Source organism: Agrobacterium sp. A3-95, from assembly GCF_053521785.1.
Genome location: NZ_JBNWDR010000019.1, coordinates 14,172 through 33,199 on the forward strand (window position 1 = coordinate 14,172; position 19,028 = coordinate 33,199).

General features: G+C 50.8%; 14 protein-coding genes and 1 pseudogene. 5 read left to right on the forward strand and 10 right to left on the reverse strand.

Annotation, left to right across the window (positions count from 1 at the left end):
* Window positions 1–2: 2 nt before the first annotated feature.
* The 8 genes from ACQZ5Y_RS27840 to ACQZ5Y_RS27875 are packed head-to-tail and all read right to left on the reverse strand — an operon-like array spanning window position 3 to window position 9,412.
* Window positions 3–2,270 (reverse strand): glycosyltransferase, encoded by a 2,268-nt coding sequence (locus ACQZ5Y_RS27840; RefSeq protein WP_174051926.1) that lies wholly within the window; start codon window positions 2,268–2,270, stop codon window positions 3–5.
* Window positions 2,271–2,275: 5 nt separating this feature from the next.
* On the reverse strand, window positions 2,276–3,082 hold the full coding sequence (locus ACQZ5Y_RS27845) for an ABC transporter permease (RefSeq protein ID WP_236763240.1): 807 nt from the start codon (window positions 3,080–3,082) through the stop codon (window positions 2,276–2,278).
* Window positions 3,083–4,192, reverse strand: coding sequence for a hypothetical protein (locus ACQZ5Y_RS27850; RefSeq protein WP_174051928.1), 1,110 nt, complete (start codon window positions 4,190–4,192; stop codon window positions 3,083–3,085). It lies immediately after the preceding gene.
* A gap of 6 nt (window positions 4,193–4,198) precedes the next feature.
* Entirely contained in the window at window positions 4,199–5,461 is a 1,263-nt protein-coding gene (locus tag ACQZ5Y_RS27855) for a capsule biosynthesis protein (protein WP_174051929.1), read from the reverse strand.
* A gap of 36 nt (window positions 5,462–5,497) precedes the next feature.
* On the reverse strand, window positions 5,498–6,151 hold the full coding sequence (locus ACQZ5Y_RS27860; RefSeq protein WP_065660364.1) for an ABC transporter ATP-binding protein: 654 nt from the start codon (window positions 6,149–6,151) through the stop codon (window positions 5,498–5,500).
* A gap of 6 nt (window positions 6,152–6,157) precedes the next feature.
* Window positions 6,158–7,432, reverse strand: coding sequence for a capsule biosynthesis protein (locus tag ACQZ5Y_RS27865; protein ID WP_174051931.1), 1,275 nt, complete (start codon window positions 7,430–7,432; stop codon window positions 6,158–6,160).
* Entirely contained in the window at window positions 7,429–8,478 is a 1,050-nt protein-coding gene (locus tag ACQZ5Y_RS27870) for a hypothetical protein (protein ID WP_111801878.1), read from the reverse strand. Before ACQZ5Y_RS27870 ends, ACQZ5Y_RS27865 begins: the two co-directional genes overlap by 4 nt.
* A 46-nt stretch (window positions 8,479–8,524) precedes the next feature.
* Complete coding sequence (locus tag ACQZ5Y_RS27875; RefSeq protein WP_174051933.1) at window positions 8,525–9,412, reverse strand: methyltransferase domain-containing protein; 888 nt, start codon at window positions 9,410–9,412, stop codon at window positions 8,525–8,527.
* 370 nt (window positions 9,413–9,782) lie between these two features.
* Here ACQZ5Y_RS27875 and ACQZ5Y_RS27880 point away from each other — a divergent pair, with 370 nt between their 5' ends.
* The 3 genes and pseudogenes from ACQZ5Y_RS27880 to ACQZ5Y_RS27890 all read left to right on the forward strand — a co-directional run.
* The gene (locus tag ACQZ5Y_RS27880) at window positions 9,783–11,090 is read left to right on the forward strand and encodes a UDP-glucose dehydrogenase family protein (protein ID WP_448782570.1); all 1,308 of its coding nucleotides are present in this window, start codon (window positions 9,783–9,785) and stop codon (window positions 11,088–11,090) included.
* Window positions 11,091–11,660: 570 nt separating this feature from the next.
* The gene (locus tag ACQZ5Y_RS27885; RefSeq protein ID WP_162633793.1) at window positions 11,661–12,017 is read left to right on the forward strand and encodes a hypothetical protein; all 357 of its coding nucleotides are present in this window, start codon (window positions 11,661–11,663) and stop codon (window positions 12,015–12,017) included.
* Between the two features lie 14 nt (window positions 12,018–12,031).
* Window positions 12,032–12,197 (forward strand): annotated as a pseudogene (locus tag ACQZ5Y_RS27890) (IS5/IS1182 family transposase); the annotation flags it as partial.
* Here ACQZ5Y_RS27890 and ACQZ5Y_RS27895 read toward each other — a convergent pair.
* Window positions 12,150–12,437, reverse strand: coding sequence for a hypothetical protein (locus tag ACQZ5Y_RS27895; RefSeq protein WP_419457030.1), 288 nt, complete (start codon window positions 12,435–12,437; stop codon window positions 12,150–12,152). The pseudogene ACQZ5Y_RS27890 and the gene ACQZ5Y_RS27895 overlap by 48 nt on opposite strands.
* 589 nt (window positions 12,438–13,026) lie before the next feature.
* Between ACQZ5Y_RS27895 and ACQZ5Y_RS27900 the strand changes: the two genes are divergently transcribed.
* Entirely contained in the window at window positions 13,027–16,011 is a 2,985-nt protein-coding gene (locus tag ACQZ5Y_RS27900; protein WP_174060310.1) for a glycosyltransferase, read from the forward strand.
* Between the two features lie 191 nt (window positions 16,012–16,202).
* Complete coding sequence (locus tag ACQZ5Y_RS27905; protein WP_111802184.1) at window positions 16,203–17,051, forward strand: alginate O-acetyltransferase AlgX-related protein; 849 nt, start codon at window positions 16,203–16,205, stop codon at window positions 17,049–17,051.
* 48 nt (window positions 17,052–17,099) lie between these two features.
* On the opposite strand, the gene ACQZ5Y_RS27910 is transcribed toward ACQZ5Y_RS27905, so the two are convergent.
* Window positions 17,100–18,497: a BNR repeat-containing protein gene (locus tag ACQZ5Y_RS27910; protein WP_111802183.1), complete on the reverse strand. Its 1,398-nt coding sequence runs from the start codon at window positions 18,495–18,497 to the stop codon at window positions 17,100–17,102.
* Between the last annotated feature and the right edge of the window lie 531 nt (window positions 18,498–19,028).

The following is a 19,028-nucleotide window of genomic DNA, read 5'->3' on the forward strand; positions in this document are numbered from 1 at the left end:
GGTTATCCATCTCTCTCTGTCGGCCTGTCTCGCGCTGTTGCAGAACTAATCTGGTTACGATCGCGCGTGGGCTGGATCCTAAGACCTGCGCGGGCAGGCGCAAGGTGAACGGGCAACTCCAAACCTGGCGTCGAATGCCTCTTTTCGTAGCCTGGATTGATAGAAGGATCGTCAAATGTATCTGTGCCGTGCAATAAACGCAGGTTTTCTTTTTCCTGTTCGAAACGGCGTTTCTTGTCTCCAACGAGATCTGACCCACGAGAGGCTGACTCATGATGGTACATGCACGCAAACGGCGTCCATACAATCCTGAAGCCCGCCTTATGGGCCCTGATGCAATAGTCAACATCGTTATATGCGACGGCGAAATTCTCTTCGTCCCAAGAACCAACTATCTCCTTACAATCTCCGGATATCAACATTGCAGCGCCAGTCACACACGTTACCGAGTTTCGCAAATGCAGCCGATTCATTGGTCCTCCGAAATTGGCTGGCTTGTTGAGATACCAGTGCCCAGCTAATCCGCCAAAACCAACAATCACTCCAGCATGTTGAATTTTCTTATTAGGATATAGAAGCTTGGCGCCGACAATCCCCGTGGCGTCAAATTTCAGGCAGGAGACCATTTCTTTCAGCCAACCTGCATCGATAACTTCAATATCGTTATTGAGTATCAGGAAGTGTTCGCCCGAGGACTTCTCCATCCCGCGATTTATCGCCCGGGCGAAATTAAAAGCCTCTTCGGCTATGGTGACTGAGAAGCTCTTTTTTGATTCCGTGTAGCTTCGATATAGTTCCAGAACGCGTCGATCAGTGGTTCCATTGTCGATAACAATGACCTCTAGGTTTTGGTAATCTGTGTCCTCAAACAGTCCTTTGAGGACAGTGCTTATGAGGTCGAAACTATCTCTACTCGGGATGATGATCGAAATTTTTGGCCAGTCGAGTCCTTTGGGAAGAGAAAACTCCACGCGGTGGAGGGTTTCGGTTAGGGCCGGCACAACTTTGATCACCTGGCCTTCGCGCTGAAATCTCTCTGAAATTGCAAGACGCGCGGCTTCAGTCGCTTTATCCATAAAACGGCGGGAGTAGGTCTGGCCGGTCCGGCGCCACCAATAGGCAGGATAGGGGATATGGATAACATGCTGCTCAGGAACCCCCTCAAGATAACGCAACAGAAGATCATAATCCTGCGACCCATCGAAAGCCGTTCTAAGATATCCAATCCTACGTAAACGATCATGACGATAAACTGAGAAGTGGTTGATGTAATTCACGCCTGTCAGCAGGACCGGGTCGAAGGCAGGCTTCAGCATTAACCCATCAGGAACAAGGCGATCATTGACGACAACCTCATCGGTATAGAGGAATTGGCATTGAGGGTTTGCAACGATCGTCGCAGCAATCATCTTCAACGCATGCGGAGCAATAAGGTCATCATGGTCGAGCAACGTCACCCACGCACCTGAAGCCAGAGCGAGGCCCTCGTTCGTCGCCTTGGCGATACCTCTATTCACGCCACTACGAGCTATCTTGATGGTATTGCGCTTGGCCAATACCTCATAAAAGCGCAACGTCTCTTCTGAGGTCGAGGCGTCGTCACTGAGAATCAGTTCCACGCCCTCTGTGTGCTGCCTCTCGAATGACTTCACGAGATCATCGAGGTAGCGCTTCGGGGCATTATAAACCGGGACTACAATACTGAGCCATACATTGTCATTTGGCTCAGGGCGAGCAACGTGTAGTTTTTGCGCCAGTCCATACTGTGTGTCGATAAATTCTAGGACCTGTGATCTAGCATGTCGGAGGCGAGGCGATGGCAGCTTGAGCCGAAACCGCGGCAGTCGGCCGATATCCCAGCGTTTCGCGCTCTGCATATCGGCTTCCATTCTGAGCTTGATCACATGTTCTGCGCTATCCCAGTTTGGAAAGGCCTCTATCTGGAAGGAGAACTCCCCAGGTTGAGCCGATGGATCTATCCGCAGGGACTTCACTAAACCCAAACGCCCAACATCTGCGGTTACAATGAAACTGTGGCCGGGTTCGTGCTGCACTGTATCGCGTTCTCGGTAACCGTGCCCCCTGTTCAGGTAGACTTTTGGCTCGATCATCTCTCCATCCGTTGTACGGAGAAACGCGACCAGTATTGGCTTTCGAAGGGTGTTGAAGCGGATATCAAAAAATGGGTCGTCGCCGGTGCTTTCCCACCGGTTGGGCTCTATAAGATTGATTGAAACAAGATCTCTGCTGGAGCGAATTCGCAATGTCATATCTATTATCCTTCCAGCATTTTCATTCTCAGCACCCTTTCCAGAAAGAGGCCGGAACACAAAGATATTGCACCAAAACCAATGATATAGTTCCTGTCTAGCCATTTGTCGCTGTACCCCGGGTAATAGGCAAGACGCATCCATTCCACTGCATGGAAGGCCGGGTTCCAGGACAGAATGTAAGCAATGCGCTCGGGAAGAGCAGCAGAAACAAAAAGGGTGCCAGATGAGATGTAGACAACGATCATAGTCAGCGCATAGATCGTTACGAAAAAGGGCGCGAACATTGCGATTACACCGGCAAGGAAACCGACACCGACTGCTAGCAGAATAATTGCGAGATAGGCATATACCGCCTCGAAAGGATCTGCCGGAAAGGGATTGTCGCCAAGTGCGAGCAAAATCATAAACATAAAAAATAAGGTCAGAGCTGCGGCCACGACTTCCAGAAAAGCGCGTGCCATCATAATGTCGACTACCGTAACAACGGGAAACGACAGCATAGTGCGGTTCATGATCAGCGACAGCGACATGAATCGCGAAACGTACATGAACGCCAGCGTCGGGATTAATCCTGTCGCAAAAAATACGTTCAGGCTGTCACCATACGGCGTTTTACGGCCCATTACCGTATAGATAGTTAGCAGAATAAGCATATGAGCGAGAGGCCACAGGGAGACGAGCAAAAACCCTAGCCCGTGATTGAAAAAGCGGCTGCGCATATCCCGCAGGATGACAGCTGTCATCACATTTTTTTTTTCGGAAAGTGCGTTGCGGATGCTCGTTCGCTCAATAGTATTATGCCCTGTCATTCAGGTGTCCTGGGATCTCTGCTCATTCCGGTGGAACGGGAGCTGGCTTTGAGTTTTCGCGAGATGGGCCATAATCGAAGCTTCGGTGGCATTTCTGGCCTTGCGTCGCAGCTCGCTGTTCCTCGCAAGGTTGAGAATTGTTTCTAGCCAAATTCTTGGATTGTTCTCAATCAATATCTCGCCAGCGGATTCGGCCTCACCGTAGACTTGTCCACTAGAAAAAATTGCCGCGGCGCCCATGCGAGCGCAATCGAAACGTTTCGTGCCGGATCTGACATTGTTCACTCTGCTCTGTAAGAGAGGAACCAACAGAATATCAATATGCTGTTGTTTCGTCTCAGACAGGTACTGGTTCCAACTCCTATGAGATTTTACGGTCAAGCGCCGTGAGGGAAGTCTTGCACTGGTCCATAATCGTTCCAGCCGATGCGATGACGCCGTTACTTCGAATGACAGGTTAGGACACAGCGCCAGAGCATCTCGCACAATTGGGACCAGAAATTCATGTTCCAGATCGTGGTTGCCCGTTGAATGAAACGCCATTTTCACCTCTTTCCCATCGTCTTCGGGTGGCGAAGGTGTGTAGGTGTCAGCGGGTGGGAAGGGTGGAAGAACAACGGGTTGACGCGCGTCGTCCCTCTTCAATCTGTCAGCGAGGCGGGGAGTCGAGACCCATATATCAGACAGGATATTGTTTAGGACAGGGATGGGCACAAGACCGATCGCAGCCAAGTAGGCCTTGTACCCGAGCGTTCCTTCCTTGTCGACGACAGTTGCGGCAATATCGTCATCGATCATGAGACTGGTCCCTGCGAAACTTTTTCGATGCCTGTACATCCAAAGTAACTGTCGAGGTCTGATATATCGACAAACGATCACAAAAAGGCCGTCAGGATCGACGTCACCCAGGAACTCGTCGAGATTGCGTATTTCTGCGGGAATGGGCGTTCGTTTAAGCCTCTCTTCAAGATAGTAACTGAAGGTAGGGTTTGGCCCATTGCGAAGCACCAGCAGGCGCCGGATTGATATTTGATTGTTGATCGGGCCCACTCTTGCCGTCGGTTTCGGCAATGCAGCATAAAGGCGTTGTCGTATTGAGCTGTCAGCCATAGGATTTCATTGCATCAGACGGCTGCGGGCAAAGTAAAGCAAACTGGTCGCTGTAGCCCAAGTGATCAAGCTAGCAATGGCGGTCAGGCTTATCCAGAGAAGACGCTTGGGATAGTTCGCTTCATCCGGCACACGCGGTGCGAGAAAACTGTCAAGATAGAGAAGCTGTTGCTTGCTGATAAAACGGACCTGCTCAAGTGTCCTGACACTGGAGGAGAACTGTTGTTCGGCAAGGTTTTGGGCCAACTCAAGCTGTGAAAGGTCCTGTGATACGTCTGCTAGACTACGCTCGCTCCCGATGCCGGCGAGTTGCGCATTGAGATCGGAGAGCTGCTGTTCCTTGCTGTTGATTTCGCGTTTCAGCACGCGCATTTGCGGCGAGTCAGCTGAGACAACCGCAATCCGCGAATTGTATTGCTGTTGGAGATTCAGCCGTTCATTCTCGATCGTACCAATCAAAGTCGAAATAATCTGGGAGCTATTACTGACGCTCAAAACGCCTTCTCGATTGCGGGTCGATGCGACTGTTTCGCGAGCCTTTTGAAGCTGTTGCTTTGCGTTTTCGAGGCTTGTCTCGGCGGTTGCAATGACATCTTTCCAGATGCGATCGTTGACTTGGTTCACAATGACTTCGGACGCTTTAACGATCTCGCTTACTAGAACAGCAGCGTCCCGGGCAGCAAATGCCCTGGCCTTTACCGTGACAATCCCGCTTGATGCATTGACGGTCGCTGTGACCATATGCGCCCAGTAATCCCTCGTCTCCTCGGCAGTTGCATCACCGGGGAGGCGAGCCCACCAGTCAATGTCGGCACTACCAAAAAGCTTCTGCAGGTCAATGTTGCGGTCACGCAACATATCGATCATTTCGTGGCTGTTGATGAAGTTAGTTACAATTTGAGTGTCCTGGACGATTTTTGCAGAAGGAACGCCGGTCACTCGCGCAATCTGGTCTCTGCCGAGGGCCGGTGTCGAGGAACGGACAGTAAAACGAGTTTCCGATTCATATTGATCGGAAGCAAAGATGCCATAATAAAGCAATGCGGTTACGTTCGGAATGGCAAAAAGAAGGACGGCAAATAAGAGCACGGTCGCTGTGAAAAGTCGGTCACTCAGCCTAGGCCGAAGGCCGACTGCCTTAAAAAGGCTGCTTCTTGAAGAGGTTGAAAAGCGGAGTTTACGCGCTGACGAAGTCAGTCGCTGGGAAATAACTCTACTGGCCTCAAGCCCGCTCACCGGTCCATTGCTGCTTTCATTCTGCGGCGCCAAATAAGCCTCCATAATGTATCGCGTCGCGATAGATAGCTATCTGTTGAGGCGGTAATAGGCTTCGATTCCAAGCTCAACGTCATCGTAATACATCATTCGGCCATCCACGAGCAAAAAAGCTTTTTCGCAATAAGCCTTTATCGTCTCCATACCGTGAGAAATCATGATGATGTCAGAATTCCTACGCCTGCTGTCAAATGCCTCCTTGCAACGTTTTTGGAAGCGTGCGTCGCCAACGGCCGTGACTTCGTCGACAAGATAACATTCGAACTCGATGGCCATGGAAAGACCAAAGGCAAGACGAGCACCCATGCCAGATGAATAGGTCCGAACAGGCGCGTTGATATAGTCACCCAGTTCTGCAAATTCTTCTACGAACCTTGAGACGCGTTCGGGATTTTCACCATATGCCCTGGCGACGAAATTGAGGTTCTCTTTGCCGGTCATTGCAGAGTTGAAACCGCCGGCAAAGCCGAGCGGCCAGGAGACGCGAACGTTTTTGCTGATACGACCAGAGTTCGGCAGTATTGTTCCTGCTATCATGCGCATGGTTGTTGATTTGCCAGCACCATTGACGCCGAGGATTCCATAGGAATAACCGCGTTCGAATTCGAGGCTCACCCGATCGAGAATTACTTTCTTGTGGCTTTGTGTTTTGAAGTGTTTCGAAACATTCTGAAAACGGATCATTTTGTTCTAGAGCCTGTGATCTTCAACCGACGCCCAGGCAAGCGCGAGAATGGTCCAGGCTGTGAGCAATCCAAGCATAATCAGAACAGGCGAAAGGAAGCGACGCGGATAGAGCGCCTCTTCTGGCAAGGCCGGATTGACGAACACCGTGAGATAAAGTGCCTTCCGAAGAGCCGCGGCAAATGCCTGATCATAGTTTCGTCTCGCGGCTTCATAGAGCTTCTCCGCCACTACGCGATCTGTCTCAACTACCGAAAAATTCGATATGACATTGGCAAGCGAAGCGTCGGCCCCGCCCGTAATCTGTGCACGGATACCATCGATCTGCTGATTGATGCTTTCGAGGCCAAGGCTCAGTTGTCGATAGCGCGGAGAATCCGTATTTTTAGCTTGGCGCAGCACAAAAATTTGGCTTTCCATTTCGAGCTTTCTGCCTAACAGCCCAGTGAGCAAAGTACCTTTCTGTTGAGCCTGTTCGGTCGGATTCAGAAGACCGCTACCTTGTTGGAATCGGTTCAGGTTACCAAGTGCCGCTTGGTACAAGCGATCCGTTCTTTCTACTTCGTCGCGAAAACTCGACATCATATCTTCGCGCGCGCGAACCGTCAGTTCATTGACGAGCTTTTCGCTTTCTTCGAGGATAGCTTTGGCAAGGTTCACAGAATCCTCGGGTGTAAAGGTCTGAACCTTCAAGATGATAATTCCGGAGGGTCCGTCGATGTAGGCTACTACGTGTTTCATCCAGTATTTCAGGAAGTCTTCATGAGAGCCACGCTTGTCGAACCGCGCCAAAAAATCCGCGTCATCTCGCTGAAAAATAGCCCGATAGTCAATTTTGCCGTCCAGACGTCGTAAAATTTCAGCCGAGTGGATAAAACTCGTCACAACATACGCGTCCTGGGAGGACGACTGCATGCTCATGATCCCGGTATCGACCCTTTCACTTGAACCATCATCTGCCAAGGATCGCACGGCGAAGCGCGCCTCCGATGTATATTGATCGGACGCAATCAAGATGAAATATATCAGCGATGCCAAGAACGGAATTAGAACAAGCAGCACAAATGAAATAAGGCCCCATGGCGTCTTGCCGCCATGTTGGAGCTCGGGTTCGTTTGCGGTCTCGATCTCGATCTGGGGCGGAGCCTTCGTGAGTAGACGCCTTCTTCCCGACTGATAGAGACGAAGCCACCCCGTCGTTTTTGGTGTCTCTTGAAGTTCGAGCGGAATTTGATCGGTTTCCGCTTTGGTTTTCGTGGACTTCGTAATCGTATCGGTCATCCCTGCACCTTAACATCCGGCGCAACAGCTTGGCGCACATAGTGGTCGAAGATGAGATCTTCTTCCAGCATCGTCTCAGCAACAGGTATTTGGCGTAACCTCAAGGCCAAATCTTTGAGGATAGAGTGCTTGCTGACCACAGGGACGTCAATGGGAGGTACAGAAAGAAGCTCCCCCACGCCTTGTTGGAAATGAACGCTATTGTCTCCATGACCAACAACGGTAAAGCGGGCAAGTGCGCCGATCGCCGGCGCAATATCTTTACGTGTTATTCTTTGCTCGGGATATGTACAGACGAATTGCTGTGTGATGGGTGAAATCAGCACCCGTCGGACCTTATCCGGTGCCTTCTGTAGCGCACGTTTCAATGCCCGGTCATCCGCTAAGTTAATTTCAGAAAAGTATTCAGCAGCCGGGGATAAGATCAGTCGATCACGATCTCCAAGGAAATTTGGCATGCTTCTGGTGAGGCGATTGAGGGTAAAGAGGCGGCAAGCCATCTCGTAGTACGGGTCGGGAATATCGGCGATAGCCTGGAATCCCCTGTCAAGGAAGTCTTCGTAGTTGCGCAGCAGAATCCTGCCGCTGATATAGACCGACGACCCTGCATTGAGGTGAAATGCCTGCATTGTCGTTTCGTGACCAAAACGTTCTACGCCTGAAATAGCGTACTGAAAACTTTCTTCACAAAAAGCGTCGAACTTCATCATCGGCAAAATGCTAAGCTCAAGACGCAAAATCTTGTGTTGAACCGGATTATCGATCGGCGAACGACGATAGATCAGGAGGCCCGTTTTTGAATCTCGAATAGATAGTCTCCGCTGCTTGGCGAGATCCAAAATTCGGGTTGCATCAATCCGGAACCCAACCATCCCGGTCGCATGGCGACCTGATTGCACGACAGCTGGTTTCGGTTGGTCACACGCAATTGCCACGTCTCTGCCATCGTCCATAGTGACGAAGATCGTAGCTTCTTCAGAAAAGCCGTCGGGGATCAAGTACCCCTCGATGACGCTCCCATGATCATATTCGACGTTGAACAGCAATCGTCAGAGTCCGCTCTTACACCTAAAGTCACCACCCTAGACTTAACTATCGTCTGGCGAATACCGAAAAGCATGGGCCACCAGGATGATTGTTGTCTATGGCCTGAATTTCAATTTTCGAATACCCCAAACGCTCGAGCAGCGATATTATTTCACTTCTTTCTAGCCAAAAATGGCGATCCTTCATGCCCCCGCAGAATGAGGCGTTCTGGTCCGCGTTCTGATAGCTCCTTTCGTGGTAGTGGAGTTCCATACCAGCCACCGAGCGGAGTTCGATCTTGCCGCTGAATGGGCGCCTACGGACATCCGAAGATGGCATAGCACTTTCATCGAAGAAATGAGTCCATATGAACAATGCATTGGCACGTTTGGAAAGTAGATGAAGAAACTCTCCCGGATCTGGCATGTGATAAAGGACGCCGGAGGCAAGAGCAAAATCGTATGTCTTTTGAGTGCTCTGGAGCCATTTCTGGATATCGCCCAGATAAAACGAAGCCTTATCAAGCTTCAGGATTTCCTTAGTTACAAGACACCGCAAAAAACATAATTGATTGGCTTCTATAGCGTCGATGTTGGCGGGCCGTTGTTTGTTAAGAATGAACGTGTGCATTGCTTCGAGAGGGCCGACCTCGAGTACCTCGGCCCCTTCGAGCGATCCATAGGCATTTAGCGCGGACAATATCCGTCCATCCTGAAATAGCGGAACATTGCCTGCCTGCAGCCCCGGAACCGGAAAGGAGGAGCTCCAGCCCGGTATCGCATCAATAGCATTTTGGTGACTAGGTTGCCGCATCTCAAATTGCGCGAAGACCCCGGCGTTTACTTTGTCTTCGTTGGCTGAACCAGCGCTGTGGGTTGCAGTGTTCGAGACCCAAGATGAAAGTCGGCTAAGAAGCGATAGAAAACTCGCCGACATATTAGGAAAGACTTTCATCAAATTCCTGTCTGTTTGAAAACTAAGCATTGTTCGGTCGTGGTGATGCCGCAAAAAGGGAAGTCACATCCATCAACGCAACTGGAGATATCATCCAACAGCGCTGTCAATCAATCGTCTTCTGGCAGAATCAGGCTTCGTTGCTCCAGAAGCCCCTGCAATTTCGAAAAGGCGTCAGTTTCTGCGTTGAGCCGGCGTCGCAGGTGAAGCTCTGAGCAATATGGCACCGGCATCGCAATCGTCATGACTTCAATCATTGCCTTGGAGAAATGATGCATATATGTGAATCTACTATCTTGAGATGTAGGTATTGAAACCGCAATCACAGCGTGGTTTTCCGAAATTCTGTTTTTCTATGTAGGCTAGTGAAATGAAGATAGTGATGATCGGTTCCGGTTATGTGGGCCTTGTTTCCGGTGCGTGTTTTGCCGATTTCGGCCATGACGTGATCTGCGTGGACAAGATGCCGGAGAAGATCGAAGCGCTGAAAAGCGGCCATATCCCGATCTTCGAACCGGGTCTGGAGGTCATCGTTGCCAACAACGCCAAGGCGGGCCGATTGAGCTTCACCACCGATCTCTCCTCCGCGGTTGCCAATGCCGATGTCGTCTTCATCGCGGTCGGTACGCCCTCGCGTCGCGGCGACGGCCACGCCGATCTCGGTTATGTCTATGCGGCAGCGAAAGAAATCGCCCATTCGCTTGAAGGCTTCACCGTCATCGTCACCAAGTCTACCGTTCCCGTCGGCACGGGGGACGAGGTGGAACGCATCATCCGCGAAGAAAACCCTTCGGCCGATTTTGCCGTGGTTTCCAACCCGGAATTTCTGCGGGAAGGCGCGGCCATCGAGGATTTCAAGCGACCGGACCGCATCGTCGTCGGTCTTTCCGACGAGCGCGCCCGCCCGGTGATGACGGAGGTTTACCGTCCGCTCTATCTCAACCAGTCGCCTTTGCTCTTCACCACCAGGCGAACTTCGGAACTGATCAAATATGCCGCCAACGCCTTTCTGGCGATGAAGATCACCTTTATCAACGAAATGGCGGATCTATGCGAAAAGGTCGGCGCCAATGTTCAGGATATTTCGCGCGGCATCGGCCTCGATGGCCGCATCGGCGCGAAGTTCCTGCATGCCGGCCCCGGTTATGGCGGCTCCTGTTTCCCCAAGGATACGCTGGCGCTTGCCAAGACCGCACAGGACTATGACGCCCCTGTGCGGCTGATCGAGACCACCATCGCCATCAACGACAACCGCAAGCGCGCCATGGGCCGCAAGGTCATCAACGCGGTGGGTGGCGACGTGCGCGGCAAGAAGATCGCCGTCCTTGGCCTGACATTCAAGCCCAATACCGACGATATGCGCGACAGCCCGGCGATTGCCATCATCCAGACCCTCCAGGACGGCGGCGCCAAGGTGGTCGGCTACGATCCGGAGGGAATGGTGAATGCCCGCCATGTCATCGAGGATATCGACTATGCCAGCGGTCCCTACGAGGCTGCCGAAGGCGCCGATGCCCTCGTGATCGTGACGGAATGGAACCAGTTCCGCGCGCTCGATCTGCCGCGCCTGAAGGCCATCATGAAAAACCCCGTTCTGGTTGATCTGCGCAATATCTACCGCACGGATGAAATCGAGGAGCACGGGTTTCTATATCGAAGCGTTGGACGTCCTTCGTGATCCAAATTGTCGAATTAAAACGTAGACACTTCAATGCGAAGACCAGCGTTTTTTCTAACCCTTTGTGTACCACGGCAGAGCGCCTAATTAATCTCAAGATTGCAATTTCGCAATTCTGTGAGACGTTGGCTCCACTAGAACGTGCCGTTAACCGCCCAATATCAAGACGTAACGTACGATTTTTCAGCGGTTAAAATATCGATGGCGACTTTGAATTGACTATCGATGATGTCGAGGTTGTCAATACACGCCATTATGGTATCGGGTCGCAGCGCGGGAAGCTTAAGTCTTGTTTGCTTTGCAATCTCCACTTCCATAATATTGGCGGCGACTGCATCGTATTAAAACTCACACGGCGCCGGACACTGCTAAGCAGCTAATCCTAGAGCAACTATTCGATTACGATGGATGCGGCCATAATCACCTCGGCGGGCCAGGCTTATCTCCGCACGAGAACCAGGTATGTTTCGATATATACGTCCGGTTAACTGTTTTTCCAGGCGAGGGACGGTGTTTTCCGTGTCTGCCATGCTAAAATAACAACCTAAGCGTTTAGAGGTTGGCCATTTGATGCATGCCGTTGTTTTTCTTCTGGTTGTGGCTTTTGGAACTCCGAGCTACGGTCAAGATTCAGCGGAACTTGGACCCATTGCGGATGAGCATTCTTTCCATTGTGGAGCGGCCTTTGCGTTGATGGCAAAGGTCTACCGAGAAACTGGAGATGCCAAAATCTCCGCGGGCTACCAAACAAAATTCGACAAGCTTGCTACCCAAGCGGAAAGCATTTTCGAGCAATTTAAGCGATCTAAAAGCGATTCAGAAGCCTCCATGCAAAAGCATGTGGAAACTTTGACTTCTCTCGCAGAAGAAGACGCCGCGCTTGCGATTAATTTTGCCCGACTTTGCGACCAGCGATTCCCTGGTTAAGTGAGTTTGCCTCGGTGTTCCGGCGAACGCATTTTCGGCAGGTCGATGGATGGAAGTTATAGGACGCGTTTCATCTCATCGGCCATGACGCGGTCGATCATTTCGGGATCGCACTGTGCGTCAATGAAGAGCTCACGGATACCGCCCTCTCACGTCCTGATGTCGGCAAGTAGGCTTTGAAGTTCTTCGATGCCATTTCTCAGTCAAACCCTTCGTGCCATCTTCACTGCCATCGCTAACGTAAACCAGTTCCCCTTCGGAAATGTTGTCCGAGTTGGCCGTCACTTCCTGGATCAGTTCGAGATTCTCGCCGATCATGCTGGCGACTTGCCTCAGCGTATAGATAAACGTTGAGCGTGCCATGCCGATGCGACGCGCAATTGCCGAGACACTCGCTCCAGGCTCGATCGCCTCAGCCACCGCTCGCTCCTTGAAATCATGGGACCAACGTCGCCGAAACTGCCGCGGAGCGCCCTCTAACCGTTCTGGAACGGCGTCGATCTTATGAAAGATTCTAGTTCCAGAGATAGGCGCAGGCATAGACGCTCACAGCTGGTGAATAGTCATTACGCAATAGCTGAGCCCGCGCTACTGGCGCCAGATGGGGTGAGCTTGCGCTTACTATCGCAGCCTGTGATGTAGGGGTGCAGCTTAAATCCAGAGCGGTTGCGGAGTTTGTTTCCGAGGTCGTCACGGCTGGCAAGATGTTTTATTGCTCAAATGGCAACTCTGGATCGCCTTGCCGTCGGCGTAGGCGGAAATTGGCTTAGGGTTCCCTTGGGGGCGGCAATATCTGTATCGTAGACACAACGTCTAGAAGAGTTGCTTTTCGAGGTGCTCTTCCGTCACGCGCACCGTCGCATGTTTGGCACATATGATGACAACAATCCTAAGTTTACAGTTCTGCGAGGGATTCTTGGTGTTGACTCTACTTGCACGTGCCGGTAACCGTCCGAAAGATGATTGAAATATACAACTTGTAAACGGTAAATTTTGAGGGCGGCGAAGGATGAAGCTGGCTGATCAGGGCGAAATTGATCTCGTAAAGAAATCAGGATTATTTGATGAAGCCTGGTATCTAAAGCAATATCCAGACGTAGCGATGCTAAATATGGATCCTGTCGAGCACTTCCTCTGGCTCGGTGCTCGGCTTGGTCGTGACCCGTCGTGCAAATTTTGCACACAATCATATTCGAGCCATCACAGTGACGTGGCGAAAGCTAAGGTGAATCCACTTTTGCACTATGTGCGGCATGGGAAAGCTGAAGGTAGAATAGTTGTACCGTCACGTCACTATGATTCCCCTCTGAAGAAAATTCAGGCGGAGGCCGAAGTTGAGCAGCCTTGGTTAGTCTCTGTTATTATGCCTGCGTTCAATCGCGAATCCACGATATCTGCATCCATTAGATCAGTACTAGACCAGACGTACCGCAGATTTCAACTCTTGGTCATTGATGACGGCAGCACAGATAAGACGATAGAAATCGTTGAGACGTTTCTTACTGACGACAGGGTTAGGTTGATACGGGCGGCGCACGGAGGAGTTAGTGCGGCCAGAAACAAGGGACTTGAAAACTCATCCGGTGAGCTGATCGCCTATCTCGATTCTGACAACGTTTGGACGGCAAACTATCTTGCTACGATGGTTGGCTACATGTCTTCCAAAGGCGCCGATGTTGCGTATTCTCAAATCGAAATTCTAAATGATAGTGACCGTCAAATACGAGGCGAACTCTATAACAGGGAAAGGATGTTAAAGGGCAATTTTATAGATTTAAATGTTTATTGCCACCTGCGTTCCATTTATGAGGAACAAGGTGGTTTCGATGAAAGCCTCCGCAGGATGGTGGATTGGGACTTAATAATTCGCCAGACAGGTGTAGCGCGAAACATCGCTCATGTGCCGTTTGTTGGATGCAAGTACACGAACACCTCAGCAGACGCGAATCGCATATCTTTGAAAGAGTTCAAAGCGTTTGGGAAGGTCGTGGTTGCCAAGGCAACCAAAAAGGGAGATTGCCCTCTAGAAGACGCCATCAAATTAAACTTCGCAATCAAAATTCCTGCGCCGTTCGATAAGCGACAAGAATGGGGCGATTTCCATTATGCAGATTCGCTAGCTGGTGCGCTTAATAGACTGGGCCATAAAGTTCGGATCGACTTCCACGGAGAATGGGACCGAAAGAACACACCGCAGGATGACGTAGTGATCGTTATTCGTGGCTTGGATGAGTTTAAGCCGGTGCCGGGTGTAATAAATATCCTTTGGAATATTAGTCATCCTGACCAGCTGGAGCTGGCCGAATACGAAGCATACGATTTAGCGTATGTTGCTTCCCTAAGTTACGCGAATTTTTTGAGTGCAATTGGCGTGAAAAAAATAAAGCCGCTTCTGCAGGCCACTGATATACATCGGTTCAACCCAAATCGGAAGAAACCGGCTAATCCGTCTGAAGTTTTGTTTGTTGGAAACTCGCGAAACATATACCGCGACATGGTAAAGTGGTCCGTTGAGGCAGAGTTGAATGTTACTGTTTTCGGTACGCGTTGGGAGCAATACATTCCTAAGCGCGCTATAGGCGGAGCAAATATTTCCAATAAGGAACTTGGCGGATACTACAACTCTGCGGCGTTCGTGTTGAATGACCATTGGGCATCAATGAAAGAGTTTGGACTTCTATCTAACAGACTTTTCGATGTGCTATCCGCCGGTGGTAGGGTAATTTCCGATAGTATGCCGGCTATTTCATATGTATTTGGAAATTCGGTCGTCCAAGTTGACAGCAAGGAAGAGCTGCAAAACGCTGTGCGAACAGTATCCGACCATGACACAGCTGCAGTCAGTGCGGAAGTTCGCATGCTACACAGCTTTGAAGCGCGTGCAAACCCGATACTTGATGACATATTTGGGTTGCTTGGCGTCCGATCGACTTTACCTGCTGCGCCATTTGTTCTCCGTAAAAAACGACTACTCGTTAATGGTATCGTGCGCCAAGATCGAGAGTTTCCACAGAGCAGCGCTTTCATCAGACTGTTATGCCCCCTGACTACAGACGAAGCTTACGGAGAGATCGACTTCAAATTAGTGCCGGCTAAACTGGCACTAGAGAGTCGCACTGCCGATGTTACCATCGTCCAGCGTACTGCCTTTGACACGCTTGGTGACGCGCAAGCGCTCGTGGCGGGTTCCAGCGGCCATAGGCAGAATCTGATTGTAGACAATGATGACGCGTTTTGCTTCATGGATGAAGCTCACCGTGAATACGAGCTTTACAAGCCGCGTATCGAAGCTCTTAATTTCCTTCTCGATCACTCCAAAGAAAATTGGGTGTCGACGGACGTTTTGCGGGAGGCTTATTCGCACTTGTCCACCCAGCCCGTCGTAATGCAGAACGCAATTGATCCGCGGTTGTGGCGTGATTATAGGCGGCCAAACCGCGGCCGAAATGCTGTTCCCCAATTGGTTTACGCTGGAACTGCAACCCACGACGCAGACTTCAACCTGATAATTGAAGCGCTCGATCGGGTAGCCCAAAAGCAACGGTTCGAGCTCACAGTAATTGGCGCGGTACGGCAGCCACCGAAAAGGGAATGGCTCCGGGTGCTTACGCCGCCACGATCGTCACAATCATATCCCGCGTTTGTTCGTTGGTTTAGGCAGCAAGGTCCGTTCGATGTTGGATTGGCTCCCCTTATCGATACAAAGTTCAACTCTGCAAAATCGGATCTTAAGCTGCTTGATTACGGCGCACTGGACATCTTGCCTGTGGCTTCTAATGGGCCGTCCTACAGTGAAACATTGCGTGCGACCCAAGGCGGAATCCTAGTCACCAATACGACTGAAAACTGGACGGACGCCATATCTGATGTTGTCGGTAACATCCAAAATTATGATCAAATGCGCGGTGTTGCGTTCGATTACGCCTATGAAAAAAGAAACGCGTCAAAAGCATATAGGACAATGCGGGAGAGCATTTTTTCCGTGAAGAGTTAGCGAATTCCCTTCGAGGTGAAGTGGCGTTAATTTGTTTCCTCTGGAAAGATATCAATCGATCTCTTTCCCTGAAGGCATAGCGCTAGAAGCGACTTCACCGCACGTAAGGTGTGAAACTCAAAATTGAGCAATTGCGCTAGTTGGATTTTCATCCTACGACGAGACCCGATCAATAGGTGTAGGCGCAAATTATGGTTATAGCTCCCACGGTGCTGGATGGAAAAGAAGATTGGCTTTTTCTCAGTAACGACTCAAACAAAGTCATGGAGCAAATAACTGGGCGAACTTCGTTGCCTCCTGATTTCAAGGCGATGTGGGCAAGCCTCTTTGCGTATCGTGCAGTACGCTTAGCTGATCTGGGGTCCCGCTATTTTTTTGGGGTAGTCCCGAACAAGGAGTGCGTTTACCGACATTATCTTCCTGACGGCGTCAACTTTTCCGAAAGTAGGCCGATTAACAAGGTACTTGAAGCGGCACAGGGCCGGGTTGCACACCAGTATTTTCTCGAATGTCTCGAGGAGGCCTCCCTCAGGTCTGAAACGTACACCAAAGGTGACACGCATTGGAATCATGTTGGTGCATTCGTTGCCTTTAATCAAATGATGCAGGCCAATTGCTTGCCGCAAATGAGTAGCGATCTGATTTCTTTTGAGGACAAGGTGATTGCTGGTGACCTTACAGGAAAGCTAGGACTGACAACCACAACGAAAGTTGCAGTGATCAAGAGCCCAGCTTTCAAGAAGGTAGAATTCAACGGAGTTCAAAATATTGGACAGCGAGCCGTATACGAAAACGAGGATAAGAACCTCCCAACGCTACTTCTGTTCAGGGACTCTTTCGCGTCGCATCAGCTTGAAATGTTTGCATCAATGTTCTCACGAGTCGTGGCGCTTTGGCAGCCGAACATCGATTATAAAGTTGTGCAAGACGAGAGACCGGATTTCGTCTTCAGCCAGCAAGTAGAGCGGTTCTTGGTGTCGTGCCCAGATGACATAAGAGGTCCAAGCAGTCTCGAATACGAAGCCGCAAAAAAGGCCTAAACAGAGCGGAAAGCCAAGAATGATCTATGGCGTTCTGTCTCTCGATATTTACGGCACGAAAATTAGTGGCGAGGGAGGCGGATTGCATGCGGTTGGCTGCGCAACGGTGCAGTCGCGGGCTCGATCGCGGTTTACTTCTTGAGAGAAGTAAACTATCGACCCTGCCGCTTTCTTAGACGCTCGATCTTCTCGCACGCCCAGTACTGTCCGCCGCTCGTTAAAAAGGCCAGGTGGCGGTGATGTATCAAGGGGACGCGTTGTGACGAGCGGAGTCTGTAACTTCGGTGTGTCAGCAGGTTGCAGTGTATCTACATTGAACCAGATACGTTTTCGCGGCTCTCCCGGAAACACAATGTTGATACCACCTACGTGGTCATGACTGAGGTCTAATTCACCGAAGGCCGGTAAATTCGGAACCGTGCCCATGCCCTTAAGAACGGTTTGGCTTGAAGCCGTTGCGATAATGGAACGACGCCACCCATTGGAACCTGGTGAAGCAAGAACCATAACGTTTTTGCCGTCTGGCCCATATTTAGTGTATGCGATCACCGGAGAGCCGTTTTCTGTAAGGCCGACGCGAGCAGAATTGAGCAAGCCGTTCCCCTCACCGACCGTATCGACAACATCACTGTTTCCAGGGGTGATTGGCGGTTCAATTTGGTGACCTAGATGATCTTCCCAGTGTACAAAATCTCGTGTGCGGGCATACGTTATGGCATAGTTGCTTGCGACATCCGGGGATCGGCGCCAGACAATTGCAAGATGTACATACCCGTCTTGGAACACTTTGAATGGAGTTGGATAAGCGTTCGTAGGTAATCCGTTCCAAGTCGAGGAAAAGATTGGTACGTCCAATGTTCTCTTCCAGTACTCGCCGTAGCGAGTATTGACAAACCATTCGCCATTCCCGCTCACGCCGTTCCGGTAAGAAAAATATAAGGTTCCGTCCGCGCCGTTGACGAAGTTTGGATAAGTCACCTTCCTCTCGTCGTGGCCAGTCATTGGGGTGAGTGTGATGCCGGATACAGTGTCCGGAGTATTCGCCGATCCATAGACAAGCGGGCTTGCGTGCATATTCGCAGCAACTTGGAGACGTCCAGCGCTGTCGAAAGCGAGAGCGACGCTGTTGTGGCTATCCCACCCAGCGAACTGAGAGGAGATCCGGGCTCGGCAGACTACGCCGGAAGCGGGCTCGAGTTGTGCTACAGTGAGCCATCTGTCTGCGTCGTAATATCCAACGTAAATCTTCCCGCCTCGGGAAATTGCGTCGAAAGTAACTGTCGTCCCTGACCAAGCCTTGTCTATTTCAATGCCATCTTTCCCGCCTCCTATAGGTACAGTGGCACCCGGACCACACACTGGAGCGGTGGCGTGAGAGTAGCTGAGAGAGTGCAGCAAAAAAGTTCCAGCCAAGAGCAATGATTTTAGACGAGGCGATGTGAGCATTTTTGAATCCGGGAAATGACTGGCCGTGAGTTTCCATTCATGGCTCAGCAAAATGGCCTCAAATTGGCAAGGATTTAACGTAGCAGAACAGAGACAAAAGAGGCCCGTCGCGCGCAATATGGCGACGAGACCTCAAGCCGCGGCCTGTTTCAGGGGACGCGCGGCGCCTCCAAATTAGTTGAGCTTAGAGGGCTTTACAACCATATAATGTGCACATTTCATGAGGAATTCACGAGTGGTTTGGCTGTCCATCGGCTGATGGGCATTGCGGGCGGATGTGCCGTTTGCGCTCTTTCCAGATTGCGTCCGCTACAATTTACGTAACGTCTTTTTCGCCCTTAGTCAGATGTTGCACCGTCATTACCCACGCCATTAGCATAACATTTTCCGGTATTTCAACTTGCTTGCTCAGCATGTTGGATTTCCCGCGATTGTTGATTGCCACTGAGAACTGACCCGGCGTTTCCACCGAGAATTGACCCGCCTGTTAGGTATGTTTCGGGTCTGCGGTCGTGGTCAAGTTCCTCGTTT

Bases quoted from the DNA above. Each gene is read 5' to 3' on its own strand.
- ACQZ5Y_RS27840 (WP_174051926.1), bottom strand. From the start codon at position 2,270: ATGACATTGCGAATTCGCTCCAGCAGAGATCTTGTTTCAATCAATCTT.
- ACQZ5Y_RS27845 (WP_236763240.1), bottom strand. From the start codon at position 3,082: ATGACAGGGCATAATACTATTGAGCGAACGAGCATCCGCAACGCACTT.
- ACQZ5Y_RS27850 (WP_174051928.1), bottom strand. From the start codon at position 4,192: ATGGCTGACAGCTCAATACGACAACGCCTTTATGCTGCATTGCCGAAA.
- ACQZ5Y_RS27860 (WP_065660364.1), bottom strand. From the start codon at position 6,151: ATGATCCGTTTTCAGAATGTTTCGAAACACTTCAAAACACAAAGCCAC.
- ACQZ5Y_RS27865 (WP_174051931.1), bottom strand. From the start codon at position 7,432: ATGACCGATACGATTACGAAGTCCACGAAAACCAAAGCGGAAACCGAT.
- ACQZ5Y_RS27875 (WP_174051933.1), bottom strand. From the start codon at position 9,412: ATGAAAGTCTTTCCTAATATGTCGGCGAGTTTTCTATCGCTTCTTAGC.
- ACQZ5Y_RS27880 (WP_448782570.1), top strand. From the start codon at position 9,783: ATGAAGATAGTGATGATCGGTTCCGGTTATGTGGGCCTTGTTTCCGGT.
- ACQZ5Y_RS27885 (WP_162633793.1), top strand. From the start codon at position 11,661: ATGCATGCCGTTGTTTTTCTTCTGGTTGTGGCTTTTGGAACTCCGAGC.
- ACQZ5Y_RS27900 (WP_174060310.1), top strand. From the start codon at position 13,027: ATGAAGCTGGCTGATCAGGGCGAAATTGATCTCGTAAAGAAATCAGGA.
- ACQZ5Y_RS27905 (WP_111802184.1), top strand. From the start codon at position 16,203: ATGGTTATAGCTCCCACGGTGCTGGATGGAAAAGAAGATTGGCTTTTT.
- ACQZ5Y_RS27910 (WP_111802183.1), bottom strand. From the start codon at position 18,497: ATGCTCACATCGCCTCGTCTAAAATCATTGCTCTTGGCTGGAACTTTT.